Genomic DNA, 13,248 nt, shown 5'->3' with positions numbered 1-13,248 from the left:
CGTGAAGCGCAGATTTCCATTGCTTCCAGGGTTCAGCCGTACGATTCAAGCACGGCTGATCATTATTTATGTATTGCTTATTTTGATCGCCATGCAGTTAATCGGCGTTTATTTTGTGAGCGCTATGAAAAATTCATTAACCAGTAATTTTACTCAGGATCTCCAAGAACGGGCAGAATTACTTTCTGTACTGGCTGCGGATAAATGGTCAGGTAGCGGAGAAGCAGGTTCCAATGCGATCAACGATCTGAAGTTGATGGTGGATAATTTGTACAATATGAGTGGAACAGAGATTCAAGAAATCCAAGTGCTGGATATCAGCGGACGAGTTGTAATTTCCTCTCTGGAATCAGGTACCGATCTGGAAGGTCGGCGTAATACACAGACGGTAGTCAGTCGTGCGCTACAAGGGATAAGTGATAACGAAGAGTATATTATTGATGAGACAGGAGAGCGCAAACGTGTTGTTGCCAAGCCCGTAATTAGTGGTGGCAAAACAGTAGGTGCTGTCTATATTGTTGCTTCCATGAAAGAATTATATAGCACAATGAAGCGGATCAATAGTATTTTCCTTTCCGGTATTCTGATTGCACTGGCTTTAACAGCTGTATTAGGCGTGATTTTAGCACATACGATTACACAACCGATCAAAGAAATGACCCGCCGAGCCAAAGAAGTAGCGGAAGGGAATTTTGATCATCAGATGACCGTCTATAGTGACGATGAGATTGGTCAGCTCAGTGAAGCTTTTAATTATATGACCAGTCGTCTGCGTGATGCCCTCGCACAGAATGAAGAAGAAAAAGATAAACTGGCTTCTATTCTAAAAAATATGAGTGATGGTGTTGTCGCTACAGATGAGCAAGGACGCGTGATTTTGATGAATCGTGTGGCTGGAACGATGATGAATGTCAGTGAAGAAGAGATCGTAGGCAAAGAATTAGCAGACCTTCTATATCTTCCTGAAAATGAACGTACCAAACTTTTACAGGGTACACTGCGACGCACCGTATTGAAGCTTGGTGAAGAACATGAAGGTAATTCTTCGATTGTACGAGTCACATTCAGTCCGATTCATCGGCGTAAAGAAAGTATTACGGGTATTATTGCTGTTTTACAAGATGTCACGGAGCAAGAAAAGCTTGAAGGAGCACGGCGTGAATTTGTCGCTAATGTATCGCATGAATTGCGTACACCACTGACAACGATTAAGAGCTACACAGAAGCACTGGAGGATGGTGCTTTAGAAGAACGAGCACTTGCAGAGCGATTTATTGGTGTAATCCAAAATGAAACTCAGCGTATGATTCGTCTGGTGACCGATTTGCTTCATTTATCACGCTTAGATTCAAGTGAAGCGATGTTACGCAAACAGCGTACCGATGTACGAGAGTTATTAGAAGATACGATTGATCGCTTTTCTGTTCAAATGCAGCAAAAAGATATTAAATCGGCTACTGATCTGGATGCAGATGTAGGGAGTGTATGGATTGATCGAGATCATATGGATCAAGTGCTCGATAATCTAGTCTCTAATTCGTTAAAATACACACCGGATGGTGGTAAAGTGACACTGGGTGCATACGGTACAGAAGATGGAATGGTCGCTATAACGGTAACCGATACAGGAATAGGTATTCCAAAACAAGACTTAAATCGGATATTTGAACGCTTTTATCGGGTAGACAAAGCACGTTCTCGTAATATGGGGGGAACTGGATTAGGACTTTCTATTGCCCGGGAAATGGTGCTTGCTCATGAGGGACATATTTCTCTAGAATCTGAGTTCGGACAATGGACCAAAGTCACAGTTACGCTACCTTTGCATGAAGAAGGAGATGGAGCACATTGAGAGAAAATATCAAATCCATCTTACTTGTAGGCTTGATTGTAGTTAGTCTGGTGCAAAGTTATTATTTGATTTATCGGATGCCTGGAGCTGATTCGGTGGCTAATTCGGAAGCCAGTTATGTACAGACAGAAGATATAGGTCCACGTACTAGTATAGAGAATACTATTTTTCCAGATCAGATGATTTTGCATCTCAAAAATAACAAGCATACGGTGTTCTATCCAGCCTCATCGAATTATAATGCGATTTATAGTCGTCTAAAAGGCAGTAATTTTAGTCAGTTTAGACGTCTATCGGTACAGACAGTGAATTGGAATGAAGTTCGTAACGATGCAGGACTGGAAATGACATTCAGTAGTGGTATTCCTGTAAGTCTGTTAGAACGAACACTTGATATCAGCCCTGATTCACTATTTGAAGGGGATACCGTCAATCGAATCTGGATCTACAATACAGCCAATAGTACCAAGCCACGCGCTTTCTTTTTCAGTGCGAGTGGAGATGTGGTCTATGAAGCTACAGATCTAGATTGGACAAGCGCTGATATTCAGCAGATGACGTTAATGAATACAACAGCAACCAATTATCTGTATCAAACGAATGGTTATTATATTCCGCAGACAGCACTAGAGATTCAATCGCTAACTTTGAAGCTTGAAATGTACACCACTGAACAGATGCAACGCAATCTGTTTTTCGATCCAGGAGCTACACGTAATATTAATGAGGAAAATGGAACAGAAATCTATACCGATAGTAAGCGAAGTCTACAGGTCGATACCAAGCAGAAATGGATGACATATACCGATCCTACCGCTCCGACAACAGGTACCAATAATGTATCGGATAATGTATTGTCTGCGATTGACTTTGTGAATCAACATGGCGGTTGGCCGGGCTCTTATATGTTGCTGATGGATAATAACTCAAGTAATGATAAAGAATTTATTTTCCGTCAGTATATTCAGTCTTATCCAATCGTCGATACTGAGAAATTAAAGTTCGGGTATATGAAGCTAGTGATGGAACATGGAACGGTATCTTCTTATGAACGCTCGATGTTGTATACAGGTATCAACAATCCGCCCCTCAATGAATCGAATATCTCACGGGCGAAAGTGATTGCGTTACCTGGAGGGAAAGTGTTGCAAAATATGATCAAAGCCCAGATTCCAGCGGATCAGACGATTCGTGATATCTATCCAGCGTATCGTCCAACACTTGGTAATGGAGTGGTCGTACTCAATCCAGTCTGGATGGTGAAGCTACAAGATGGTCAAAGTATCGTCCTAACATCAAGCAATACGTCTATAAGTATGAAAAAATGAACATGATTTGGGAGGTCCACGATGGATTGGGGAAGAGCCAAAAGCGTACTGATCTGTGCTTTTTTATTGCTGAACGTTTTATTGGGATATCAGTTGTGGGTGGATGTACGTGATCAAGCCCAATCCAATCTGGACTTTACCTCATTAAGCGATAATGCGCAGCAAGCGATGGAAGACAAACATATTCAGGTGACTGCACAGATTCCAAGAGATACACCGATCTTGTCCAAAGTGATCTATCAATATACAGGGCAAGATGTTGTGCCAACACCCATTAAGCTCAAAAGTTCTGTAGATAGCCAATTGATCTTTAACGAAGATGAATTGCGCAATCAATTATCCAACGAAATTCCTGATATTGAAAATTATCGGTATGATCCATTAGTGAGCGAAGAAAGTGTCTTTATGATGCATCCGCTCATTAATAGTGATCTTCCTCTATTTAATATGAATTTACAGTTGTATTATAGTAATCAGAAGATTACCTCTTATATTGAGCCTCAATGGACGGTAAGTTCCAATCAAGACCAACCCAAGCAAGAAATTATATCGGCATCCAATGCACTGGGTACTTTAATCGAAAAAGAATTACCTGAAAGTTCGGTAGTGAAAGATATAGCGCTCGGCTTTTATGGGCAGACACTGGATACGACTCATCAGCTCGCTGTACCGGTATGGCGTGTTGCTCTGGATAGTGGAGCCTTTTATTATGTACAAGCAGTAAATGGAGAAGTGATTGTTCCTCCAGCGGCAGAAAATAAGGAGTAGAGTAGACACATGGGAATACAGTTTACAGTCTTATCAAGCGGATCAACAGGCAATGCGACCATTGTTCAAAATAAAGATGCAACGATATTAATCGATGCTGGATTAAGTGCACGCCGAATCGGTGAATTGTTACAAGAGCGTGATCTAACCGGTGAACAGATTCACGGGATTCTGATTACACATGAACATTCTGATCATATTAAAGGATTAGGCGCTGTCGCTCGTAAATATGAATTACCGATCTATGCCAATGAAAAAACATGGGGTGCGATGGAACGCTCGATCGGCAAATTATCACCTGAACAAAAACAGATTATGCAAACAGGCGATCATCTTACTTTTGGTTCGATGCGAATTGAATCGTTCGGCATCTCACATGACGCCGCAGAGCCTGTCGGTTATTTTTTTACAGATGGAGATGAAAAGCTCAGTCTAGCTACCGATCTGGGATATGTTAGTGATAAAGTGATGCAAAGTATCTCTGGCTCAGATGTATTAGTACTTGAAGCGAATCATGATGTTGAAATGTTGCGTATGGGCAGATATCCGTGGAATACCAAACGACGTATTCTTAGCGATATCGGTCATTTATCCAACGATGCAGCAGGCGAAGCATTAAGTGAGCTGTTAACACGCAAAACCAAGCGGACGTATCTGGCTCACTTGAGTCGTGATCACAATATGATGGAACTGGCAAAGTTAACTGTACGTGATGCGATGGAAAGTAGAGGGTGCTTTTACAAAGATCATGAATTTAAGCTATGTGAAACGTATTATGATCGCCCAACACCATGGGACACGATAAGCGATAAATAAATTTATGTTCACAAAATGGTTATTTTTGGTAAAATTGAAATCATATATTTGATCTGATTAGCATAGACAAGCGAAGGGGCGATCAGGATGAGCTTATTTGATGATGATTTCTACAATACCAAAGTATCACGACGATCCAAACGTAACATGTCTGTGCCCTTTTTATCGAGAAGAAAGCGTTCATTGACTCAACGTTCACGATCAGGATCTACTTTCAAAGTCATAGCAGTAAGTTCTATCAGCAGTGCTGTGACCGTAATGATTATTGTAAGCCTATTTGGATGGTATAGTAGCGATAGTTCATCATCTGTTGTAGCCAGTAGTATCGTACCGACCATGGCGCAATCAACAGACGGTAATCCCTATGAGCAGTTAATTCATGTCGCCAATGAAGTACGACCTGCGATGGTGAGTATTGTAAATTATCAGGATGAGTCGTCTACACTGAATGAATCGGCACTTGGATCGGGCGTTATTTTCCGCAAAGAAGGTAGTAAAGCTTATATCGTTACCAACAATCATGTGATCCAAGATGCCGATCAAGTGAAAACTGTTCTTAGTGATGGCACCACATTAGCTGCGACTGTAGTCGGAACCGACTTTATCAGCGATATTGCGGTGTTATCGATTAGCAGTAAAAACATCGACAAAATCGCTCAATTAGGCAACTCGGATCAGCTTCAACTGGGTGAGACGGTGATGGCTATTGGCAATCCACTAGGATTTAATGGTACGATGACATCAGGTATTATCAGCTACAACAATCGCTTAATTCCAGTATCATTGAATCAAGATGGTACATATGATTGGGAACAAAATGTGATCCAGACTGATGCTGCAATCAATGAAGGCAATAGTGGTGGAGCATTGGTGAACTTGAACGGACAAGTGATCGGTATCAATACGATGAAAATCTCGGATACAGGAGTCGAAGGACTTGGATTTGCGATTCCGATCAATGAAGTGATGAAAAATGTTGATTTATTGATTAAAAATGGCAAAATCAGTCGTCCTTATCTGGGTGTCTACACAACAGATTTTGATAATAAAAATGCCTATCGTTTATTCGATGAGCAAGAGAAAGACTATAAAAAGCCGGAGTTGCCGAAAGGCGTAACAGAAGGTATTATTGTGGTCGAAGCGAGTGGACCCGCCAAAGAAGCTGGTATTCTGGCAGATGATATTATTGTACAATTGGATCAAGAAAAAATGGCTTCAACACTTGATTTACGCAAGTATTTGTATAATCATAAGAAGGTCGGTGATTCGCTTGAGATCACCTATTATCGGGATGACGTGAAGAAGAGTGCTACACTTCAACTTCAGTCCAAGCCGGATTAACCACTTCACCTATATAGATATTGAACCAGTAAAGGAGCTTGACCCTATTGATGTATGTCGTATGTAAAGAACACATTGAAAAAGCATTGGAAGAATTCGTAGACGAATTGGAAGAAGCACCGGATGTTGTCGATCTAAAAGAGACCGAATTTTCGGACTGGGACCCGCCTGCAAAATGTAGTTATTGCGAACAACATGCTGAATTTTTAGTTGTCTGACCGATTAGGTAACAAGATCGCAACTACTATACAGTGACTTAAGCATTCATGAAATGACGTTGTAGATAGAGAAATCAAACGAATGTAATCATGAATTTATAACCAATAGGCATTCTAACCAGCACGTACAGATCATGAACGGATCAAAAGGGGCAGGAACCGTAAGCACGGTTCCTTATTTCCTTTTGCCCGAACAGAGTGTATGTGCTTTTTGATATGGTATGGTGATCAATACTTTGACGTTACTGTCATTATTTTTTAACTTTGCTGAGATTCTCTGCATAGTAGGCTTGTATATAATAAAAGAATAGAAAATGGGTAAATAAATGAGGAACATGTACAGAAAGGGTAGAAGAAATGAATAGGATCTGGGCACTTTTACATAAGGGGCGGTTCAGTCATGTCTAAGCCGCTTCAAGAACACCGTTACATGTCAGGACTGGATGGGTTACGTGCTTTTGCCGTTATGGCAGTGGTACTGTATCACCTCAATATAGATTGGGCACCGGGTGGGCTACTAGGTGTCGGTATATTTTTTGTATTATCCGGTTATCTTATTACAGATATTCTTGCAAGCCAGTGGGAACGTCATCAACGATTCGATCTGATCGACTTCTGGATGAGACGTGCTAGACGCTTATTGCCTGCGATGTTCGCTATGGTTATTCTAGTCGTCTTGTGGTGTCTGGTTGTAGACCATTCCCGTCTGCCTGCTCTAGTGGGAGACGTACCTGCCGCATTACTGTATGTGAGCAACTGGTGGTTTATTTTCCATAAAGTCTCGTATTTCGAAAGCTTCGGTCCAGCTTCACCGCTAGGTCATCTATGGTCGTTAGCTGTCGAAGAGCAATTCTATCTGATCTGGCCATTGCTACTTGCATTAGGGCTGAAATTCCTACCGAAGCGGATCAATCTAGCTGGTTGGATTCTGAGTCTAGCTGCAATCTCAGCATTGTTAATGGCTGTATTATACGAACCGGGTAGTGATCCAAGCCGTGTCTATTATGGAACAGATACACGCATCTTCGCTTTATTAATTGGAGCATCGCTTGCGATTGTATGGCCAAGTGCCAAGCTCAAAGCACGTGTCTCCAATCAAGCACGTACCGTATTAGATGTGGTCGGTGTCGGCACTCTATTCCTACTCGGCTGGATGATCTGGCATACGAATGAGTATCAGCCTTTCCTTTACCGTGGTGGAATGGTACTGATCGCAATCATCACAGCCCTGCTTATCGCTGTACTGGCACATCCAGCAAGTCGCCTTGCGATTGTACTGGGTTGCAAGCCTTTACGTTGGTTAGGTAAAAGATCGTATGGACTGTATCTATGGCATTTTCCAGTCATTACACTCTCGACTTCACAGGTCAGCACGACAGAGCCTTCCATTATCAAAAGTATGATACAGGTCGGAGTAAGTCTGCTACTGGCAGAGTTATCGTGGAGATATGTAGAACAACCGATTCGTCATCAGGGATTCCGTAGTCTTCGCTTAAGATATCGGTTACAGCATATGACGTCTCGAGGATGGTTGCATGGCGCTGTGATCGTCGTCGTGTTCGTCTTAGCTTCAACAGCCATTAGTCATCTAATTACAACAGATAAAGAAGAGACAGCCGTAGCGCAGAATGCAGTCAATCAAGCCCAAGTGATTACACCTGCACCTAAAAATGTATCGTCTCACTCAGCAACAACAGATCCTACTCCTACCGAATCATCGAAGTCAGGCACGTCAACCGATCAGCCTACAGCAGATCCGGAAGCAACAACAGAACATTCACCAGAAAGTAAACAACCAACAACCGAGACCAGTAAAACCGGTACCGAAGAGAAAAAATCAACATCTACCCATCAAGAGCCTGCCAAAACGCCAGAAATCGATACCATTTCCGGTAAAGGCATTAGCGCAATTGGTGATTCGGTAATGTTAGATGTAGCTCCTTATCTCAGTGAAGCGATGCCGGGTATTGTGATCGACGGCAAAATTGGACGACAGTTAACCGAAGCATCAGGCGTTGTTCAACAGCTTTCACGAAACGGACAATTGGGTCACAAAGTGATCTTGGAACTCGGAACCAATGGATCATTTACCAAAGAACAATTAGACGATCTTCTGGCTGATCTGAAAAGCGATAGTGTGAAGAAGATTATTGTAGTCAACACACGTGTTCCTCGTCCGTGGGAAAGTATGGTCAATCAAGCACTCAGCGATGCCGCCGCAGAAGATTCACGTATTACGATTATCGACTGGTATTCCGCAAGTGCTGGACAGGATTCGTACTTTGCTCCAGATGGTGTCCATTTGAATCCATCGGGTGCACGTGCCTATGCTGCATTGGTAGTCAAAGCATTAAAATAGTTATATGGGATATAAAGGAAAATAATACAAAAATGTTTTAAAAAGGTATTAAAAAACTATTAATAACTGCCGATAAAAGAAAAGATGGCTTCATAAGTGCTCCCTGCATGCCGACTGAGATACAGTTAGCGTGCGGGGAGTTTTCAATTATAGTAGCAATATAATTCATAAATCTGTTCAATGTAAATTAAATGATTTAAAAAGACATTATTCTTATTAAAATTCATATACATTTATAAAATTTTTACTTATAGATTCTATTTTTTCAAGGATTTTATTACTCCTTAATCTCTTTTCTAAGATTTGTACCACATATATTGGAATGTAATTACGAGTCAAGATCTGCGATATGAAGTTTTTGTAGACTATTGTTTCAAACAATTGGAATTATGCTATTTTAACTAAGTCCATTTAAAATATTACTGTCTTACTGACATAATTATATTCTTAGTTTTTAGATTGCAGACTAGCTTAACTAATATTAGAAAAATTTAAAAAGAGACTAATATTTAAAAGTTATTAATTTACATAAATTACATTTAATATATTATTTATTATTAATAAAAATATTTTACTTTAATGGTGAAAGGAAGAAATATGGTTTTTCAAAAAACTTCTTATTAAAATTATCTAAATGAGGGTAGGAATTCGAAGAAAGGCACTTTTTACGTCTATTTTTGAATCTAGATTCTAATTGCGGAAAGACAGAAATAATTTGTTTGCTCCATATATAATAGGTTCTTGAAGAAACATTTAAGTAACTTATAATTTCAGTGCTACTTTTTGATGTTGTACATATTTGGATTATTAGTTCAATTAGCTTAAGAGGATCCTTTTTTCCAAAATGAAGAAGATGCCGATTTAAGACATAAGGCTTCTTACAATCATGACAAAAAATACGTATTGAAGGTTTGTTATCATGCTTAGTGGTATTTTTAGATCCGCATATAGGACAGATTAGACCAGGCTTTTTAGTTTTATTATGTTGTTGTTCACATGTAGCTTTTGTCTTTATATGTAATGTATTAAGTACTGCTTGTAATTTCTTTAATTCAGAAGGATTTTTTCGTTCTAATATTTTTTCTATGCTATTCTCTATACAAATTAAATCTTCCATTAGAAAAAACACCACCTTTAGTTAATATTCTAATTCTAATTTCTTATTTGGAAAAAAACAACAATAAAGTAAAAAATATAGTCAAACAACTTAGTGTTAGTAGACTTTTGAGTAATTTTAACGTACTATCGAATCAAAATATCATTGTTGAGATTGATACAGGTCGGAGGCGTATGAGATAAATGCGGATTTTTATTGGAAGTTCAAGTACCGATCAATCCCAAAAAGATCTAAATGAATTGGCCATGCTTATCGAAAGAAACCGACATGAACCTGTTTCGTGGAATGAGATAGATGTCTTTCCGCCGGGAAATTATGCTTTAGAAAGTCTACGTATGATTAGCAAAAATGTAGGAGCAGCTATTCTGATTTTCAATGAAGACGATGAAGTATGGTATAGAAATGAATACGCTCTACAACCAAGAGATAATGTCGTATTGGAGTATGGTATTTTTTCACAATGCTAGGTAAAGAAAAAACAATAATTTGTCGTAGGGGACAGGCTAGAATTGCGACTGATTTAGATGGAATTACTTACTGTAATCTAGACCAAAAATGTGAAGCAAAAGTTGTTTTAATTAAATGGCTACAATCTTTGCATGATAAAGATAATTAACTTTTTGATTTTTTTGTTGGATATTTCTAATTTTGGAGGTAACTTTGAGCAAAATTCCTAACGTAAACTCATTACGTAGTGTATCAGAACTAAAGTATGTTAATGCTGATAATGTCAGTCGTTATCGAGCTATTATGCGGTTTTTATATGAACAATATCAGAAGCTAAACTACTGGCTAAAGCCTGAACAGATTTTTAAAGGGATAATGTCCTGGAATTTGCATGAAGGATATACATTAGAGCAATGTCAGATTGATCTGGAACAATTAATTGAGTGGGGAAATCTAAGCTCTAGACATGATGGAGGAAGAGCAGTCACAGTTGAAGAATACTTGCGTAAAAAGTATCAATATTTATTGACACCGTATTCAATTGAGATTGAACGGTTGCTTGAAGGGTTAGAGAGAGTACACGGATATGGGGGCTCTCTTGAACCAACACTTCTTGATAGAATTGCAGATATATTAATTGATATACATTATCATGCTGGTGCATACAAATTAGGAGAAGCTCTTGAATTATGGAAAAGCTTATATGATGCATTTCAACGGCTTCATAAAACATCGGTAGACTATATAGCGAGTCTTCAGACAAATAGAGCAGAAGAGTTAATGGCTACTGATGCTTTTTTGGTATACAAAGATTCGCTCACTCAATATTTGAGAGATTTTGTTCAAGCTCTCCAAAGGCGTTCTTTTAAAATTGAAGGAAACTTTGCGAAAATTAAATTTGATATTCTAAATTTGTTTTTTGAGGCTGTTATCGAAGATGAGTGGCAAATTCCTAAATTGGAAGAGACATTTACAAAACAGCAGTATGCTGAAGAATTACTAGAAAAATGGCATAGTGTGCAAAGATGGTTCATTGGAGAGAGTGGTTCAACAAGTGAGCTTGTGCTTTTGGAAAATGCTTCAAAAGAAGCTGTTGTCAGAATGATGCGTAGTGCCACCCGTATTCAAGAACGCAGACGTTCAACTATAAGTCGAAAAAAAGAACTTGAATATTTAGGGGAATGGTTTTACCGAAGCCCTAATCTTGATTCTGCGCATAAACTGGCAGCGTATGCGTTTGGGCTGTTCCCAACTAGACATCTTCAAGGACCAGATAATAGAGAATCTGATAGTTCTGAAATATCTATGTGGGAAGAACCTTCAAATACTAAGACTTTGAGATCTAAAAGTCGAAAAAAAAATGAACGGCTTGATACGGATTCAATTATAGACAAATCTGCCCAGAAAAAAATATTAAAACAAGAATACATTTTGAAACATAGGCAAGAGCTTCAGTTTGTAATCCAAATGGTGGAGAAGGAAAATCTTTTTATATCCGAGTTTGGTATTATTTCTGAGTTAGAGCGTATACAAATTTTACGATGGATTAGCTTATGCACAGCCGCTTCGCAATTTACTTTTTATATGCCAGAAGGGATTAGGGTTCGATTGAAACAACCGCTCAATCAGGAAAGAACTATTTTGCAGTGCGAAGATGGAGAACTAGAATTACTGAACTATGAACTACAGTTTCAAGTTGCCAATAAAGAAGCTTGGATCGAAATGAAGCATTGGATAGAGACAATAATATAAATTTGCATATAAAAGGTGAAAAATGGAGAGAATAAAAGTAGGCAAGCTTAATCGAGAAAAAAGGCGACATAGTTCTCTTATTAGTAAAGAAGAGCAAGAAGAACGAAAATTGATATGCATGAATGCACTACTAAATCGAACATGGATTACTAAAGAACTTGACCCGCAATTATATTATTGGATTAAAGAGAAGCAACCATCCTTAAAAGAATGGTTTATGGATTTTACGGGCTATTCATTATTTGTAAACGCAAAACTAGCTAAACTTGAAAAAATTCCTGCGGTTGCATACTCATGGATGGGATTTCAAGAATTCCGTGAGCCACTTGATTATGTATTATTCACGTATTCACTGTGGTTTTTAGAAAATAAGTTGGAACAAGAACAGTTTCTTTTAACTACATTGGTGAAGGAAATCCGAGAATATATGACTGAACAGAATATGATAGTAGATTGGAAAAATTATTATCATCGTTTGTCTATGGGAAGAGCTTTGAAGAAGTTGAAGGGAATGAACATCGTGCAAGCTGTTGACGGACAAGAGTTGCATTGGACGCAAAATAATGAAAGTAATGTCTTATACGAATGTACACCTTATTCTCGGTATATACTTCGTAATTTCCCAAAACCTCTTACACAATATACAAGCATGGACCAATTAAGTGAAAATTTAGATTACGGGAATGAATCAGAAGGACAAAAACAACGCAAGAAACATTATTTATATCGTCGTTATTTGTTAGAACCTATTGTGCAGGACGAAGCATGGAACGATGATTCTCTTTACTTTCATGGTCAGCGAAATAATGTGCTATCGCAAATTAAAAAGATGTTTGGCTGGGAAGGTAGCAGATATCGTGAAGGAACAGTTTTTTTTGAGCCTGAACTCACATCTGAAGCTGAAATTTTCCCGACATTATCAGCTATTTCTGACTTGACTCTCCTCGTATGTGGTGTTTTACGTGATGAGGCGCTAGCAACTAATTCTAATTTAACCATTGAAAGGGATGGAATTGTCAATGTTACTCTGGGAGAAATAGAGCGAATACTGACTCAATTACAAAATGATTATAAAAAATACTGGACAAATGAATATAACAAGAAAAAACCTGCTGAACTTGCAGTAGAAGTATTGAACCATTTAATTGAATGGGGATTCGGTGAATGGAAAGAAAACGGCTTGTTTGCATTGTATGCAATAGGAGGGCGTTGGGCAGCAAAATATGGGACTACTGAATTAGAGATTTAAA

11 protein-coding genes are annotated in these 13,248 nt (G+C 38.8%); 10 read left to right on the top strand and 1 reads right to left on the bottom strand.

Going from position 1 to position 13,248, the window contains the following annotated elements; translation table 11 throughout:
* Position 1 precedes the first annotated feature (1 nt).
* From walK to PO903_RS05500, 7 genes are all read left to right on the top strand, one after another.
* Complete coding sequence (walK, locus tag PO903_RS05530; RefSeq protein WP_083243350.1) at positions 2-1,852, top strand: cell wall metabolism sensor histidine kinase WalK; 1,851 nt, start codon at positions 2-4, stop codon at positions 1,850-1,852.
* Positions 1,849-3,180: a YycH family regulatory protein gene (locus tag PO903_RS05525; protein ID WP_273592863.1), complete on the top strand. Its 1,332-nt coding sequence runs from the start codon at positions 1,849-1,851 to the stop codon at positions 3,178-3,180. The genes walK and PO903_RS05525 overlap by 4 nt, the downstream gene beginning before the upstream one ends.
* 21 nt (positions 3,181-3,201) lie before the next feature.
* A complete protein-coding gene (yycI, locus tag PO903_RS05520) occupies positions 3,202-3,948 on the top strand; it encodes a two-component system regulatory protein YycI (RefSeq protein ID WP_273592862.1) in 747 nt (248 codons plus the stop codon).
* Positions 3,949-3,957: 9 nt separating this feature from the next.
* Positions 3,958-4,764, top strand: coding sequence for an MBL fold metallo-hydrolase (locus PO903_RS05515; RefSeq protein ID WP_069326410.1), 807 nt, complete (start codon positions 3,958-3,960; stop codon positions 4,762-4,764).
* A gap of 87 nt (positions 4,765-4,851) precedes the next feature.
* Positions 4,852-6,105 carry a S1C family serine protease gene (locus PO903_RS05510; RefSeq protein WP_069326411.1) on the top strand — a complete coding sequence of 418 codons (1,254 nt, stop codon included), beginning with the start codon at positions 4,852-4,854 and terminating at the stop codon, positions 6,103-6,105.
* A gap of 50 nt (positions 6,106-6,155) precedes the next feature.
* A complete protein-coding gene (locus PO903_RS05505; RefSeq protein WP_069326412.1) occupies positions 6,156-6,323 on the top strand; it encodes a CxxH/CxxC protein in 168 nt (55 codons plus the stop codon).
* Between the two features lie 400 nt (positions 6,324-6,723).
* On the top strand, positions 6,724-8,682 hold the full coding sequence (locus PO903_RS05500; RefSeq protein ID WP_137224794.1) for an acyltransferase family protein: 1,959 nt from the start codon (positions 6,724-6,726) through the stop codon (positions 8,680-8,682).
* A gap of 571 nt (positions 8,683-9,253) precedes the next feature.
* On the opposite strand, the gene PO903_RS05495 is transcribed toward PO903_RS05500, so the two are convergent.
* A complete protein-coding gene (locus PO903_RS05495; RefSeq protein ID WP_273592861.1) occupies positions 9,254-9,799 on the bottom strand; it encodes a hypothetical protein in 546 nt (181 codons plus the stop codon).
* 182 nt (positions 9,800-9,981) lie between these two features.
* On the opposite strand from PO903_RS05495, the gene PO903_RS05490 reads away from it, so the two are divergent.
* From PO903_RS05490 to PO903_RS05480, 3 genes are all read left to right on the top strand, one after another.
* Entirely contained in the window at positions 9,982-10,266 is a 285-nt protein-coding gene (locus PO903_RS05490) for a TIR domain-containing protein (RefSeq protein ID WP_273592860.1), read from the top strand.
* A gap of 193 nt (positions 10,267-10,459) precedes the next feature.
* Positions 10,460-11,998, top strand: a complete 1,539-nt coding sequence (locus PO903_RS05485; RefSeq protein ID WP_273592859.1) for a TIGR02677 family protein — start codon at positions 10,460-10,462, stop codon at positions 11,996-11,998.
* 22 nt (positions 11,999-12,020) lie between these two features.
* Positions 12,021-13,247, top strand: a complete 1,227-nt coding sequence (locus PO903_RS05480) for a TIGR02678 family protein (protein ID WP_273592858.1) — start codon at positions 12,021-12,023, stop codon at positions 13,245-13,247.
* Position 13,248 lies beyond the last annotated feature (1 nt).

The sequence above is a fragment of the Paenibacillus sp. PK4536 genome (genome assembly GCF_028594455.2).
GTDB lineage: Bacteria > Bacillota > Bacilli > Paenibacillales > Paenibacillaceae > Saccharibacillus > Saccharibacillus nuruki.
Note: the sequence above shows the minus strand (reverse complement) of the source record. Positions and strands in the feature narration are given on the sequence as shown.